Origin of the sequence: Bacillus cereus group sp. TH152-1LC, assembly GCF_027710505.1 — a bacterium.
Classification (GTDB): Bacteria; Bacillota; Bacilli; order Bacillales; family Bacillaceae_G; genus Bacillus_A; species Bacillus_A mobilis.
Map to the genome: position 1 here is coordinate 1 of NZ_JAQFNK010000011.1, position 14,178 is coordinate 14,178.

Sequence of the window (14,178 nt, forward strand, 5' to 3'; positions counted from 1 at the left end):
GTTGGTGATTGGTTTAGGTGTAAACTTCCCATCTCTTGCCTAAGGAGATTTTCTAAATGCCCTTATGGGCGCACTTGGAACTCATCTACTTCAATATAGTGGAAACGTTGTTGTAATTGGGTAAGCAAAGGAGCGTTATTTTCTAACATATAATATGTTTCTAATAGGATGTCATCGAAATCAATATAATTATATCGTTGTTTCACTTCTTCAAAACGCTCGTATACTTCTTTAAATTCTTGTTCAACGGGTGTTTTTGCTTTTACATCTTTCGGACGATTCAATTTGTTTTTCTCAAGTGAAATCATAGCCAGCATCGTTTCAGCATCATAATCGTCTTTTAAGCGTAACTCTTTTAAAATTTTCTTTATCATAATTTGCTTATGCTTTTCGTTTGCTAAAATTTGCTGATTATATCCTTGACTACGAAGCAATTTTAAAAAGACAGAGTGGAACGTACCAGCAACAACATAGCTACTTGCTGCACGATTCATACCTGGTAAATTTGCTACACGGTTTCTGATTTCTTCAGCTGCTTTTTGTGTAAATGTAAGTAATAAAATATTTCGCGGATGAACTTGTTTTACATTTACTAAATAACCTACGCGGGTTGTTAAAACAGATGTTTTCCCGCTTCCGGCACCAGCTAATGTAAGGACAGGACCTTCTGTCGTTCGTACGGCTTCTAATTGTTTTTCATTTAAAAAAACATTTTGTTGCTCGAGAGCGCGGAAATACGCCGCATCAGCATCTTCTTCCATAATTAAATGGGTAGATGTTTTCGGAATATGGTATGTTGCACGCGGAATATCAGCGTGTGTTAATGATTTTTGTGAAAATTTTTCTTGTGTCATATATTCACCTTCAAAACTATAGCATCAACATTTAACTTTAGCGGAAGAAAAAGAAAATAGCAATGTAAAAAACAGGAGGGGATACCTCCTGTTTTCAAATTACAATTCTTTTATCATAACGATGTGAGGAATATTTGCTTCCATGAATACATCAGAATTCGTTACATATCCAAGTTTCTTATAGAAATCTTCAGCATGTGTTTGGGCGTGCAGCTTTAATTTTGGTAGCGAATTTTCCTTCGCATACGCTTCAAGTGCATCCATAACAATTTTTCCAATGCCTTTTTTACGATGGGAAGCTAGTACGCAAATGCGTTCCATTTTTCCTATTCCATCCAGTATTCGAAAACGACCAGCACCAACTGGAACATCATTATCATATATAACAACGTGTGTTGAAGTTTCTTCAAATTCATCATACTCTTCTTCAGCAGAAACTTGTTGTTCATTCACAAATACTTGCTTACGTACAGAGAATGCATCTCTTAGTTGTTCGTCCGTTTGTACGATCTGTGCGTGCAAATTAGTTGTTCCCCTTTCCAAGGTGGAATGTTTCGTGTACAGTCCATGTTCCATTTTCTAATTGATATAGAAGATGGAAGCGATCAATTGGTTGTTCATAATAGAAATCTTTCATACGTAATCGACCTAATACATCAGCATGCTCTGCATCTGATAAGCCTTGTCCGATTGTTAAATGAGGTACGAAAGCATATTCGCGTTCTTGTGTAAAGAATTCACTATGCATTTCTTCATTTAAGAAAGTAAGTTCAGGTGTTTTTTCTACTTTAAAATAAAGAACATTATTAACAGGTGCGAATGAACCAACTTTTCCGACGTGAAGGGTGAAAGGGTTCGTTTTACTTGCGATTGTATGTAATTCGTTTACAATCGATTCTAAGTGTTCATCTTGCGTCTCAAAGGGTGTTTTCAATGTAATGTGTGGCGGAACTAATGCGTAGTGCGGATCATAACGTTTACGCAATCCGTTCGCTTTATCTTGAATCATTTTAGATGGAAAAATTACAATGCCTAATTTCATGTTCCAATTCCTCCCTTTGTAAGTCTAGTTAGATTTTGAGAAAAACAAATCTCTCTATCTATTATATCAAATTATTCTGAATACTGCTCTCTATTATTTCATTGATAGAATATGAGAGAAAGCTTTCGGTAAATCAGTTTGCCAATATTTCCACGTGTGGTTACCTTCAAACTCCTCGTAATATGTGATGAAATTTCTATCTGTCAGAAGCGTATTAAGCTCACGGTTCGGCCTTACGAAATCAGATACTTGTCCATCCGTGCGCTTTACAGCTGTTTCTTCTGTCCCAATGACGTGATAAAGGTCTAGCGCCTCCGGAGTTTTGAAGTCTTTTGCTAAGTTCATCACTGTTTCATCCACAAATGGTGATTGCATAACGACTTTACCGAATGTATGCGGATACATAAGTGCAGTCATGAAGGAAACTGTTCCGCCAAGAGAATCACCAATTAACACACGACCTTTTCCCATTTGGTACGTTGGATAATTTTCATCGATATATGGTGCAAGTTCATGAGCAAGGAAACGAATATAAGCAGCGTTTTTTACTTCATTTGGGAAATATTTTTCTTTACGATCGTGTACATTTCTATATGGAATACCGACAATAATTGTACGGTCAATTTCTTCAGTTTCACGAAGGCGCTCAATTACACGGTGCGCTTTACCAAGCTGAAAATAATCTCTACCATCTTGTGCAATTACAACTGTATGTTTGTGCAGTGGTGTGTAATTTACCGGTAAGTAAACGAGAAGTGTAACATCTTCTTGAAGTGATGCACTATAAAATGAAATTTCTTCAATTCTCCCGATTGTTTGATTCATGTAGATCCCCCTAAATAAAAATTTACTGTAATGATTGTAAGAGCTACGCTTGTAGTGAAAAAGAAAGAAATATTCACTAATAGGTGCTTTCGTTTCTATTTTACCATAATGGTACGAAGAATCTAAAAAATTAGTATTTAAGTTATGAAAGAAAACAGATATAATGAAGTGGGATTTTTGACAGGTGAGAGGGGAGACGGAATTTGAAACAAGAAAGATCGATCGCACTACCATTAGCCATTTCCATTATAGCCATTTCATTCGCAGCAGTTTTTGTAAAGATGTCCTCAGCACCATCTTCCATATTAAGTATGTACCGATTATGGATTATCGTACTTATTATGCTGCCTATCGTTTGGAAAAAACGGGAAGAATTTAGTAAGATTCAACTAAAAGATTGGGGATTTTTAATTGGATCTGGTTTCTTTTTAGCACTTCATTTTCTTTTATGGTTTGAATCTTTAAAGCATACGACAGTTGCTAGTTCGACGATTATTTTAGCGCTTCAACCAATCGTATCTTTAGCTGGAGGTTTTTTCTTATTTAAAGAAAGAACAACATACTCAGCTATTGCAACAATGGGAATTGCGATATTAGGCGTAATGTGTATTGGTTGGGGAGATTTAGGGCTAAGTGAACAAGCAATTTATGGAGATATATTATCCTTTTTAAGTGTAATAGCGGTTGTCGGTTATTTATTTATCGGGCAAACGACAGTAAAGAAAGTATCACACTGGATTTACAGCTTTACAGTTTTTGCATTCGCAGGTATTTTTATGGGGATTTATAATATAGTGTTGCAAGTGCCTTTTACAGGTTATACGAAGTGGGATTGGACCGTGTTTCTTTTACTTGCGGTTGTACCGACAGTATCACACGTCATTAATAATTGGTTATTAAACTACGTAAATGCAACAACAATTTCAATGAGTATTTTAGGAGAACCCGTCGGAGCATCTATACTAGCGTTCTTCTTACTTGGTGAAAGACTAAATGTAATGCAAATTATCGGTAGCATGCTCGTATTGTTTGGTGTATCTGTTTTCTTACTACAGCAACAAAAACGAACAGCAAAAAATGTAGTAAACGAGCCGGCGTATACACAGGAATTATAATGTTAAGAGGAGAAAAGAGAAGTTGTGATACTTCTCTTTTTGTTTTATAGAGATATGGGCGTATAAGGGGGAGGGAAATGGAAGAAATATTAAAGCAATATATGCAGAACCTTACAACACTAAGTGAAGAAGAGCAGCACATGATCCTCAGTGAATTACAAATTGAAGAATATAAAAAAGGAACAGTGCTCCTAAGGCAAGGAGATGTTCCTTCGAAATGTTATTTTGTATTAAAAGGGTGCATTAGGCAACATTGTATAGATGAAACAGGGAAAGAGGGAAAGAGGTTACATCAAATTTTTATACAGAAGAACAAGCAATCGTAAATTTTAATCATCATAAACAAGATAAATCATCTCCGCATACGTTAACGTGTTTAGAAGACTGTCTAGTTGTAGTTGGCGACCTGCGTAGTGAAAAGGACATGTATAAGAAATATTCACAATTAGAAGAAATGACACGTCAAATGATTGAATACAATTTCGGTGAGGTACAAGAAGAACTTTCCTTATTTATTGCATCTACACCAGAAGAGCGCTACAAATCATTATTACAAAAACGACCTCATTTAATCAATCGTGTTCCTCAATATCAATTGGCAAGTTATCTAGGTATTACGCCAGAATCATTAAGCAGAATTAAGAAAAGACTCAAACAGTAGCGTTTTTTCCACCTCTAATCAATAGCCATATACTAAATCCGAGTTCACCTGCAATCATTGGCAATTGGAACAGTGTTTGTACGAATGAGATCATCGTATCGTATTGTGAAAACATCGTATTCATGACGTGAATTATGATATAACCGATAGACGCGAAGAATAGTAGTATACTAATCCATTTCGGTATATGTTTAGATAGGAAAGCTACATAACCTAAAACGAAAAGATGTAAACCGAAAATGATTAACCCTACAGACCAAATGTATTCGAATGCACTGAGAGACAACATCACATATGTTTCTGGATTCGCAATCGTACTTCTTGAAAGTAGCAATGCCAATATTAAATTGAATATAGCGATTCCAAGTATCGCTGTATACATAAGACGAAGCAAGGCAGCTAGTAATGAGAGGCTAGTATGAATTGGTTTTAGAAAGAAATAAAGAGCCCACGCGGCGACAATATCAGTAATGAAAATGATAATCCAACCGAAGATTTCCGCTTTGAAAAGTGAATGTGAAGTTTGGATATTATGGAATGTCGCGCTCGCACCTTCTTGTACAACGAGATTTCCATGAACAAAACCGTAAGAGAAAAGTGCAATGAATGCCATAACAAGAAGAGAAAAGCCAGCAAATAAGGCATACTTTCGTTCAATCATAATAAATCCTCCTATTCTAATGTTGTTTTCATTGTAATAGGGAAAGGGAGGAGATTCATTGACTTAAATCAAGAGAGGGGAAGTGTAGTGGAATTTCCATCAAAAAAAGATATATGGTTATATCCGATTTTTTTCGTTGTCATTGGAGCGTGTTTTGCTCCCATATTTGTAGGGAGAGAGTATTTTCTTTTATTTTTTACAATTCCATTAGCGATATTATTTATTTGGAGTTGGTTTTCGACAAGATATATCGTCGGAGAAGAAACAATTACTATCAAATCTGGTTTCGTTAAAAAGTGCATATTTATACGGGATATAAAACAAATTTCAAATACGAAAAATCCAGTAGCAGCTCATGCCTTATCATTTGATCGACTTGAAATTATTTATGGATCACATCAAACAGAAATTATTTCTCCTAAAGATAAAGAGCAATTCATCAATCTCGTTACAAATAAAAATTCACATATTGAAACAAAGTAAAAGAGTGGCTACGAAGCCACTCTTTTACTTTGGATTTGTCATATAAGGTTGTACATGAATCATGCATAGGTCACGGAACTTTCCTTCAGCAGTTGTGACAATTACGACTGCTCTTCCTGCACTTTTTCCAGTAATCGTTACTGTATCACCTTTTGGATACATTGTGATAACATCAGCATTCATATTTGTCCAAATAAGTTCTTTATTCGTCGCTTGCATTGGTAAAACGGAAGCTGATAACTCAGTGCTTTGTCCAGTTCTTACTTTTAACTTATTTTTTTCCATATGAACACCGATGACTGAAATAACAGAAGGAGCAATTGAAATTTTAGGTGGATTAGGTTGTATGTTTAAACAAGACGCAGAAGTATTTGTGATAGGTGAAAATTTTCGTGTTTGTTGTTGCTGGAAAGCTGCTAACATGTTGGAGTCCCCTTTCTGTATAAGTGCTGATACTCATACTATAAAGGAGTAGTGTTATGTTAAATTTAACGAAACATAAAGAATTTGTTAAATTTGAGAAGAAGATTGTCGAACTTTGATAAAAAGAAAGCTCTGCTGATACGATAACAGCAGAGCTTTCCCTTTATAGATTATGACTATGTTGTTTTTCGAAATCCTCAAATTGTTCTTCAACTTCTTTTGAAGGTTGTGTTAGTAAACTAACAATTACGATTACTAGTAAACTAATAGTGAAACCAGGAATCATTTCATATAAGAATTCTTTTAAGAATTCGAATTGAGTCCAAATAATTACTGTAGCGGCACCAGAAATCATACCAGCAAGTGCGCCCCACTTCGTCATACGTTTCCAATATAAGCTTAATAAAATAGCAGGTCCGAATGAAGAACCAAATCCAGCCCAAGCGTATCCAACAAGAGCTAAAATCGTATCATTTTGTTTAAACGCTAATGCGCCCCCAACTAATGCAATAACAAGTACAGCCATACGACCGACAAATACAAGTTCTTTATCAGAAGCAGAACGTTTAAAGAAGGTACGATATAAATCTTCTGTTATAGCACTAGAAGTAACGAGTAACTGAGATGAAATTGTACTCATAACCGCTGCTAAAATAGCTGCTAATAAAAATCCAGTAATAAGTGGATGGAATAAAATAGTGCCAAGTTCAACGAAAATCGTTTCTGGATCAGAAAGTTTTAAACCTGCTTTTGAATAGTATGCAATACCGATAAGGCCAGTAAACATAGCTCCGACAACAGAGAAAATCATCCAGCTCATACCAATACGTCGTGCGCTTTTAATTTCTTTTACAGAAGAAATCGCCATAAAGCGTACGATAATATGTGGTTGTCCAACATAACCAAGGCCCCATGCAAACAATGAAATAATTCCTAATACAGAAGTACCTTTAAAAATATCTAATAATGCCGGATCGATAGATTTAATTGTTTCAAATGCTGGACCAAGTCCATTTACGTGCATAATTGTTACGACTGGAACAAGAATAAGAGCGACTACCATAATAATTCCTTGCACGAAGTCTGTCCAACTTACAGCTAAAAATCCACCAAATAATGTGTAAGCTACGACAACTCCACCAACGATAAGAAGACCAACATGGTAATTGAGTCCAAATGAATTTTCAAATAATACAGCGCCAGAGACAAATCCTGAAGCTACATAAAACGTGAAAAATATCATAATAACAAGTCCAGATACTAGGCGTAGCATATGGGATTTGTCGTGGAAACGGTGTTCCAAAAATTCTGGGATCGTAATAGAGTTGTTTGCAATTTCAGAGTAGGTACGTAAGCGAGGAGCGACATAGATCCAGTTTGCGTATGCGCCTAATGTTAGGCCGATCGCAATCCAACTACTACTTAATCCAACGCTAAACATTGCACCGGGTAAGCCCATTAAAAGCCAACCACTCATATCAGCTGCTCCAGCACTTAATGCTGTTACTGCGGGGCCTAGTGTACGCCCGCCAAGCATATAATCTGTTAAGTTGGACGTTCGTTTATAGGCGAAATAGCCAATTACTAACATCCCGAGCATGTAAATAGAGATAGAAGTTAAAGTTAACATCTGCGTACTCATGTAGTTCCCCTTCCTTTTGTCATGTCTTTTGATGCGTTATGCATATTTATAATCTATCATGATTATTCTGAAAAATCCATACAGAAATACGAATTTTCAGAAATGTAAGCGTTTTTTGACATCGTTTTACTTTTTTAATATATAATATTCATGCAAAAAACCTTATTTTTAATAGAGTATTTATTATATTTACATAAAAAGAGGTTGTTTTGTCAATATAATATTGAAAGGAGAGAAAAATAAAATTCTTTTAAAAGTATTGACTTATGAAAAAAGTTAGGTCTATAATGAGTGCAACTTAAAAAAATGCAAGCGTTGATGAAGAAGAGTACACATGATGAACATGTCAGAGAGCTGATGGTTGGTGCGAATCAGTATGGGATTGATGTGGAATGGGCTTCGGAGCTTCCAAACCGAAACGAAAGAAGTAGGCTTTGGCGACATGATCTCATCGATACAAGAGACACGTATTGTTTTTGATACGGTAAAGTGCGTTACGTTTGTAACGAATTAAGGTGGCACCACGGGAGTACCCGTCCTTTCTATAGGATGAGTACTCCCTTTTTGTGTACAAAAAATTAAATAAATGAAATCGTTTAAGTAAGAAGAGTACGTATATTGGAGACGTTACAGAGAGCCGGGGATAGGTGGGAGCCCGGTGCGGTGCCATATACGGAATGGGCTTACGAGAGGTATGCTGAACAATTATTTCAGTAGGCAACCCGGGTTCCGCCGTTACAAGGATAAGGTATATATTTTGTACCTGAACAAAGCGGGATGCTTTTGTATCCAACATGAGGTGGTACCACGGTAAATTTATCGTCCTCTACATATTTTCGATATGTAGAGGACTTTTTTTATTTTTCAGATTGAGGTGAAAGGCATGATGACAAAAGAGGAATTTATGAAGCAAAAAGAAAAGGGAAGAACATTTTTAGTAATCGCTGAAGAAGAAGGAGATAGCATTACGCCAATTTCTTTATATAGACGTATGAAGGGAAAGAAAAAGTTTTTATTAGAAAGCTCCCAGCTTCATCAAGATAAAGGGCGCTATTCTTACTTAGGATATAATCCATATGGCGAAATGAAAAGCGTTGGTACGGAAGTGGAACGAACGATTTACGGTCAAACAGAAAAGCTGCAAGGTAACGTACTACAAGTGTTAGAAGAAGAAACCCGGTCAGCACACGTAGACAGTCCATTTCCATTTTGCGGAGGAGCAGTTGGTTATATTGGTTATGACGTCATTCGGCAGTATGAAAACATTGGCGCAGATTTACACGATCCATTGAATATTCCAGAGGTACACCTTTTACTGTACCGTGAGTTTATCGTGTATGACCACTTACGCCAAAAATTATCATTTGTATATGTATGCAGGGAAGACGATTCAGCTTCTTATGAAGAAGTATATGAAAGATTGCAAGTATACAAAGAGGAAGTGCTGAAGGGAGAAGAAGCCGAAGTAACTGAAATAAGATCAACATTGTCATTCACTTCTTCTATAACGGAAAAAGAGTTTTGCGTGATGGTAGAAACGGCGAAAGAATACATTCGAGCCGGGGACATATTCCAAGTCGTATTATCTCAGCGTTTGCAAAGTGAATGTATTGGTGATCCATTCGCGTTATATCGAAAACTTCGAATTGCAAATCCGTCACCATATATGTTCTATATCGATTTTCAAGATTATGTTGTACTCGGTTCATCGCCGGAAAGTTTGTTATCGGTAAGAGAGGATAAAGTGATGACGAATCCAATTGCGGGTACGAGGCCGAGAGGGAAAACGAAGCAGGAAGATGAGGAGATTGAAAAAGAACTGTTAGAAAATGAGAAAGAGCGAGCGGAGCATATGATGCTTGTGGATCTTGGAAGAAATGATATAGGTAGAGTGAGTGAAATTGGCTCAGTTACGATAGATAAATATATGAAAGTAGAGAAATACTCTCACGTTATGCACATTGTATCTGAAGTTTACGGAACATTACGAAAAAAGATGAGTGGATTTGATGCATTAGCGTATTGCCTACCAGCAGGAACAGTGTCAGGTGCTCCGAAAATTAGAGCGATGGAAATTATAAATGAGCTAGAGAATGAAAAAAGAAATGTATACGCGGGTGCAGTTGGATACGTTAGTTTTTCAGGGAATCTTGATATGGCGCTTGCGATTCGAACGATGGTCGTCAAGGATGAAAAAGCATACGTTCAGGCAGGAGCGGGAATTGTTTATGATTCAGACCCAGTAGCTGAATATGAAGAAACGTTAAATAAAGCTAGAGCACTATTGGAGGTAATGAAATGATTGTACTAATTGATAATTATGATTCATTCACATATAACTTGTATCAACTGTTAGGCGAATATGAAGAAGATATTATTGTCGTAAGGAATGATCAAATAACGATAGAACAGCTAGAAGGGATGGATCCAACAGGAATTGTACTTTCACCAGGACCAGGAAAACCAGAGGATGCTGGTATTTGTATCGAAGTGATTCGTCATTTTTATAAGAACGTTCCCATATTAGGTATTTGCCTTGGCCATCAGGCGATTATATCAGCATTTGGAGGAGACATTGTAAGAGCAGAACGTATTAAACACGGAAAAACATCCCGTGTGAAACATAACGGAACGTCAATTTTTTCATACGTTACCCAGCCGTTAACAGCGATGCGTTACCATTCCCTTGTTGCAGCGCAAACGAGTTTGCCACAGTGTTTTGACATACTAGCGACAGCGATGGATGACGGAGAAATTATGGCAGTTCGTCACAATTATTATCCGCTATTCGGATTACAGTTTCATCCGGAATCAATCGCGACAGAAGAAGGCGGAAAGTTAATACGTGCCTTTTTAACAGAAGTGAAGGAGGAGGAAAGAGTATGAATAACTATCTTCGTAAATTAGTGGAGGGACAACATTTAACAGAAGAGGAGATGTATAGAGCAGGGCTTCTTTTATTAAATGAAAACATATTGGAAAGTGAAATTGCAGCCTTCTTAGTCTTACTAAAAGCAAAAGGTGAAACGGCAGAAGAAATATACGGTCTCGTTCGAGCTCTTCGTGAAAAGGCATTACCGTTTTCGAACCATATACAAGGAGCAATGGACAATTGCGGGACGGGTGGTGATGGTGCCCAAACGTTTAATATTAGTACAACATCGGCATTTGTACTGGCAGGAGCTGGCGTAAAGGTTGCAAAACACGGTAACCGAGCTGTTTCTAGTAAAACAGGAAGTGCAGATTTATTAGAAGAACTCGGTGTAAATATTAGTAGTACGCCAAACGAAATTGATTATTTATTAGAGCATGTCGGCATTGCATTTTTATTCGCACCAGCGATGCATCCGGCATTAAGGCGCATTATGAAAATAAGAAAAGAATTAAATGTACCGACGATCTTTAATTTAATTGGCCCTTTAACAAATCCGGTGAATTTAGAAACACAATTTGTTGGCATTTATAAACGAGATATGTTACTACCAGTTGCGCAAGTATTACAGAAACTAGGCAGAAAACAAGCGCTTGTCGTAAACGGAAGTGGATTTTTAGATGAAGCATCATTACAAGGAGAAAATCATGTTGTCATTTTAAAAGATAATGAAATAGTAGAAACGAGTATTGAACCTGAGAAATATGGTTTCTCAATAGTAAAAAACGAAGAGATTAGAGGCGGAGATTCGAAAGAAAATGTAAAGATTACGCTTGGCGTGTTAAGCGGAGAAAAGAGTGTCTACCGCGATACTGTTTTATTAAATGCAGGTCTAGCTCTTTTCGCAAATGGAAAAGCAGAAACGATTGAAGAAGGAATTACACTAGCGGCACATAGTATTGACTCTGGAAAAGCATTAGCCAAACTAAACTTATTAATTGCAGCAAGTAATGAAAAATTAGAAAGGGTGAATTAAAGTGGGGACGATTTTAGACAAAATTGTAGACCAAAAGAAAAAGGAAGTTGCGGCATTATATGAAACATATACACCATTAAAAGAAAGTAGAAAGACACATTCACTTGTAGAAGCATTACAGCAGTTTACTGTCATTGCAGAAGTAAAGCGAGCATCACCATCAAAAGGAGATATCAATTTACACGTTGATGTACGAAAACAAGTAAAAACATATGAAGACTGCGGCGCAGGAGCAGTTTCTGTTTTAACAGACGGTCAATTTTTTAAAGGGTCGTTTCATGATTTACAAACGGCAAGAGTAGAAAGTAACATTCCGCTTTTATGTAAAGATTTCATAATCGATACGATTCAAATTGATAGAGCGTATGAAGCTGGCGCAGATATTATTTTACTAATCGTAGCGGCGTTAACGAAAGAGAAGTTAAAAGAGTTGTATAGCTACGTAATAGAAAAAGGGTTAGAAGCAATAGTTGAAGTTCATGATGAACAGGAATTAGAAATTGCGATCCAATTAAATCCGCACGTTATCGGTATTAATAACCGTAATTTAAAAACATTCGAAGTCGATTTAAGCCAAACAGAAAAGCTTGGGAAACGATTAAACGAGGAGAAATTACTTTGGATTAGTGAAAGCGGGATTCATTCAAAAGAAGATATTATTCGTGTCAAACGAGCTGGAGCGAAAGGTGTATTAGTTGGAGAAGCACTTATGACATCATCTTCTATTCGTACCTTTTTTGAAGATTGTAAGGTGAACATATGAAAGTGAAAATTTGCGGGATCACTGATGTTGAAACGGCAAAACGTGCTTGTGAATATGGAGCTGATGCAATTGGATTTGTTTTTGCAGAGAGTAAGCGGAAAATCACTCCAAGGCTAGCGAAAGAAATCATTCAGGAGATTCCAGCAACCGTATTAAAAATCGGTGTTTTCGTAAATGAATCAGTAGAAGAGATCCAGAAAATTGCAGATGAATGCGGGTTAACGCATGTGCAACTACATGGGGATGAAGATAATCATCAAATCAGAAGATTGAATATTCCGTCTATAAAATCACTCGGAGTAACTTCAGAGGACGATATGAAAAACGCTCAAACATATGAAACGGATTATATATTGTTTGATAGTCCGAAAGAAAAGTTTCATGGAGGAAATGGAAAGACATTTTCCTGGGAACTACTTGTGCATATGCCAAAAGAATTGCGAGAGAAAACGATATTAGCTGGTGGATTAAACGCTCTTAATATAGAAGAAGCGATTCGAGCTATTCAGCCATACATGGTCGATGTAAGTAGCGGAGTAGAGACAGAAGGAAAGAAAGATATAAAGAAAATAAAACAATTTATTATAAAAGCAAAGGAGTGTTCCAAATGAACTACGCATATCCAGATGAAAAAGGTCACTACGGTATATACGGGGGACGATACGTTCCAGAAACGTTAATGCAATCTGTATTAGAACTAGAAGAAGCATATAAAGAGGCGATGCAAGATGAAGCGTTTCAAAAGGAATTAAATCATTATTTAACAACGTACGTCGGAAGAGAAACACCGCTTTATTTCGCTGAAAATATGACGAAGTATTGCGGCGGTGCAAAGATTTATTTAAAACGTGAAGATTTGAACCATACAGGAGCTCATAAAATTAATAATACAATCGGTCAGGCACTACTTGCAGTACGAATGGGCAAGAAAAAAGTTGTCGCTGAAACAGGAGCAGGACAACACGGAGTGGCAACCGCTACTGTATGTGCCCTACTCGGATTAGAATGCGTCATCTTTATGGGAGAAGAAGATGTGAGACGTCAAAAATTAAATGTGTTCCGAATGGAATTACTCGGAGCGAAAGTAGAAAGTGTAGCAGCAGGTAGCGGCACATTAAAAGATGCGGTGAACGAGGCGCTTCGCTACTGGGTTTCACATGTGCACGATACGCACTACATTATGGGATCTGTTCTCGGACCGCATCCATTCCCGCAAATTGTTCGTGATTTCCAAAGTGTAATTGGGAACGAAACGAAAAAACAATATGAAGCGTTAGAAGGGAAATTACCAGAAGCAGTCGTTGCTTGTATTGGCGGTGGTAGTAATGCGATGGGCATGTTTTATCCGTTCGTACACGATGAAGAAGTTGCTCTTTACGGCGTCGAAGCAGCTGGAAAAGGCGTTCATACAGAAAAGCACGCAGCGACTTTAACGAAAGGAAGCGTTGGCGTTTTACACGGATCGATGATGTACCTTCTGCAAAATGAAGAAGGACAAATTCAAGAAGCTCATTCTATTTCAGCAGGACTCGACTACCCGGGTGTTGGGCCAGAACATAGCTTGCTAAAAGATATTGGCCGCGTTTCTTATCATTCCATTACTGATGATGAAGCGTTAGAAGCATTTCAATTATTAACGAAAAAAGAAGGGATTATTCCGGCTTTAGAAAGCTCGCATGCTGTCGCATATGCATTAAAATTAGCGCCGCAAATGAAGAAAGAAGAAGGACTTGTCATTTGCTTATCTGGCCGTGGTGATAAAGATGTAGAGAGTATAAAACGTTATATGGAAGAGGTGTAA

14 protein-coding genes, 2 pseudogenes and 2 other annotated features are annotated in these 14,178 nt (G+C 37.1%); of the genes and pseudogenes, 9 read left to right on the forward strand and 7 right to left on the reverse strand.

All coding sequences use genetic code 11. The features are described from left to right. Positions 1 to 74 precede the first annotated feature (74 nt). The 4 genes and pseudogenes from PDL00_RS21460 to PDL00_RS21475 all read right to left on the reverse strand — a co-directional run. Positions 75 to 854, reverse strand: a pseudogene (locus PDL00_RS21460) (UvrD-helicase domain-containing protein); the annotation flags it as partial. A gap of 99 nt (positions 855 to 953) precedes the next feature. Further along, positions 954 to 1,376: a GNAT family N-acetyltransferase gene (locus PDL00_RS21465; RefSeq protein WP_097816621.1), complete on the reverse strand. Its 423-nt coding sequence runs from the start codon at positions 1,374 to 1,376 to the stop codon at positions 954 to 956. A 1-nt stretch (position 1,377) separates the two neighbouring features. Continuing rightward, the gene (locus PDL00_RS21470; RefSeq protein ID WP_097816622.1) at positions 1,378 to 1,896 is read right to left on the reverse strand and encodes a YjcG family protein; all 519 of its coding nucleotides are present in this window, start codon (positions 1,894 to 1,896) and stop codon (positions 1,378 to 1,380) included. 93 nt (positions 1,897 to 1,989) lie between these two features. Continuing rightward, positions 1,990 to 2,721, reverse strand: coding sequence for an alpha/beta hydrolase (locus PDL00_RS21475; RefSeq protein WP_270731073.1), 732 nt, complete (start codon positions 2,719 to 2,721; stop codon positions 1,990 to 1,992). 203 nt (positions 2,722 to 2,924) lie between these two features. On the opposite strand from PDL00_RS21475, the gene PDL00_RS21480 reads away from it, so the two are divergent. Beyond that, the gene (locus PDL00_RS21480; RefSeq protein WP_242255548.1) at positions 2,925 to 3,836 is read left to right on the forward strand and encodes a DMT family transporter; all 912 of its coding nucleotides are present in this window, start codon (positions 2,925 to 2,927) and stop codon (positions 3,834 to 3,836) included. A 77-nt stretch (positions 3,837 to 3,913) separates the two neighbouring features. Further along, positions 3,914 to 4,497: pseudogene (locus tag PDL00_RS21485) on the forward strand (Crp/Fnr family transcriptional regulator). Here the strand turns inward: PDL00_RS21485 and PDL00_RS21490 are convergent. Next, the gene (locus PDL00_RS21490) at positions 4,487 to 5,158 is read right to left on the reverse strand and encodes a DUF4386 domain-containing protein (RefSeq protein ID WP_270731074.1); all 672 of its coding nucleotides are present in this window, start codon (positions 5,156 to 5,158) and stop codon (positions 4,487 to 4,489) included. The pseudogene PDL00_RS21485 and the gene PDL00_RS21490 overlap by 11 nt on opposite strands. 87 nt (positions 5,159 to 5,245) lie before the next feature. Between PDL00_RS21490 and PDL00_RS21495 the strand changes: the two genes are divergently transcribed. Beyond that, positions 5,246 to 5,641 (forward strand): PH domain-containing protein, encoded by a 396-nt coding sequence (locus PDL00_RS21495; protein ID WP_242255539.1) that lies wholly within the window; start codon positions 5,246 to 5,248, stop codon positions 5,639 to 5,641. A 24-nt stretch (positions 5,642 to 5,665) separates the two neighbouring features. Here PDL00_RS21495 and PDL00_RS21500 read toward each other — a convergent pair whose 3' ends face one another. Together PDL00_RS21500 and putP are read right to left on the reverse strand one after the other, a co-directional pair. Next, a complete protein-coding gene (locus PDL00_RS21500; protein ID WP_242255538.1) occupies positions 5,666 to 6,064 on the reverse strand; it encodes an Ig-like domain-containing protein in 399 nt (132 codons plus the stop codon). A 163-nt stretch (positions 6,065 to 6,227) separates the two neighbouring features. After that, positions 6,228 to 7,706 carry a sodium/proline symporter PutP gene (gene putP, locus PDL00_RS21505; RefSeq protein WP_242255537.1) on the reverse strand — a complete coding sequence of 493 codons (1,479 nt, stop codon included), beginning with the start codon at positions 7,704 to 7,706 and terminating at the stop codon, positions 6,228 to 6,230. A 306-nt stretch (positions 7,707 to 8,012) separates the two neighbouring features. Next, positions 8,013 to 8,250: a binding site (T-box leader), on the forward strand. A 42-nt stretch (positions 8,251 to 8,292) separates the two neighbouring features. Further along, positions 8,293 to 8,536 (forward strand) — a binding site (T-box leader). Between the two features lie 53 nt (positions 8,537 to 8,589). Between putP and trpE the strand changes: the two genes are divergently transcribed. Genes trpE through trpB form a run of 6 tightly spaced genes read left to right on the forward strand, consistent with a single transcriptional unit; the run spans position 8,590 to position 14,178 of the window. Continuing rightward, positions 8,590 to 10,008 carry an anthranilate synthase component I gene (trpE, locus tag PDL00_RS21510; RefSeq protein ID WP_242255536.1) on the forward strand — a complete coding sequence of 473 codons (1,419 nt, stop codon included), beginning with the start codon at positions 8,590 to 8,592 and terminating at the stop codon, positions 10,006 to 10,008. Further along, positions 10,005 to 10,592: an aminodeoxychorismate/anthranilate synthase component II gene (locus PDL00_RS21515; protein ID WP_242255535.1), complete on the forward strand. Its 588-nt coding sequence runs from the start codon at positions 10,005 to 10,007 to the stop codon at positions 10,590 to 10,592. Before trpE ends, PDL00_RS21515 begins: the two co-directional genes overlap by 4 nt. Further along, a complete protein-coding gene (gene trpD / locus PDL00_RS21520; protein WP_270731078.1) occupies positions 10,589 to 11,614 on the forward strand; it encodes an anthranilate phosphoribosyltransferase in 1,026 nt (341 codons plus the stop codon). Before PDL00_RS21515 ends, trpD begins: the two co-directional genes overlap by 4 nt. Before the next feature lies 1 nt (position 11,615). Further along, a complete protein-coding gene (gene trpC / locus PDL00_RS21525; RefSeq protein WP_242255531.1) occupies positions 11,616 to 12,377 on the forward strand; it encodes an indole-3-glycerol phosphate synthase TrpC in 762 nt (253 codons plus the stop codon). After that, positions 12,374 to 12,988 carry a phosphoribosylanthranilate isomerase gene (locus tag PDL00_RS21530; protein ID WP_242255529.1) on the forward strand — a complete coding sequence of 205 codons (615 nt, stop codon included), beginning with the start codon at positions 12,374 to 12,376 and terminating at the stop codon, positions 12,986 to 12,988. Before trpC ends, PDL00_RS21530 begins: the two co-directional genes overlap by 4 nt. Further along, the gene (gene trpB / locus PDL00_RS21535) at positions 12,985 to 14,178 is read left to right on the forward strand and encodes a tryptophan synthase subunit beta (protein ID WP_097816632.1); all 1,194 of its coding nucleotides are present in this window, start codon (positions 12,985 to 12,987) and stop codon (positions 14,176 to 14,178) included. Before PDL00_RS21530 ends, trpB begins: the two co-directional genes overlap by 4 nt.

Coding starts and splice junctions, on each gene's coding strand:
- trpD (WP_270731078.1), top strand. CDS start 10,589: ATGAATAACTATCTTCGTAAATTAGTGGAGGGACAACATTTAACAGAA.
- PDL00_RS21530 (WP_242255529.1), top strand. CDS start 12,374: ATGAAAGTGAAAATTTGCGGGATCACTGATGTTGAAACGGCAAAACGT.
- PDL00_RS21470 (WP_097816622.1), bottom strand. CDS start 1,896: ATGAAATTAGGCATTGTAATTTTTCCATCTAAAATGATTCAAGATAAA.
- PDL00_RS21475 (WP_270731073.1), bottom strand. CDS start 2,721: ATGAATCAAACAATCGGGAGAATTGAAGAAATTTCATTTTATAGTGCA.
- PDL00_RS21500 (WP_242255538.1), bottom strand. CDS start 6,064: ATGTTAGCAGCTTTCCAGCAACAACAAACACGAAAATTTTCACCTATC.
- trpE (WP_242255536.1), top strand. CDS start 8,590: ATGATGACAAAAGAGGAATTTATGAAGCAAAAAGAAAAGGGAAGAACA.
- PDL00_RS21490 (WP_270731074.1), bottom strand. CDS start 5,158: ATGATTGAACGAAAGTATGCCTTATTTGCTGGCTTTTCTCTTCTTGTT.
- putP (WP_242255537.1), bottom strand. CDS start 7,706: ATGAGTACGCAGATGTTAACTTTAACTTCTATCTCTATTTACATGCTC.
- PDL00_RS21515 (WP_242255535.1), top strand. CDS start 10,005: ATGATTGTACTAATTGATAATTATGATTCATTCACATATAACTTGTAT.
- trpB (WP_097816632.1), top strand. CDS start 12,985: ATGAACTACGCATATCCAGATGAAAAAGGTCACTACGGTATATACGGG.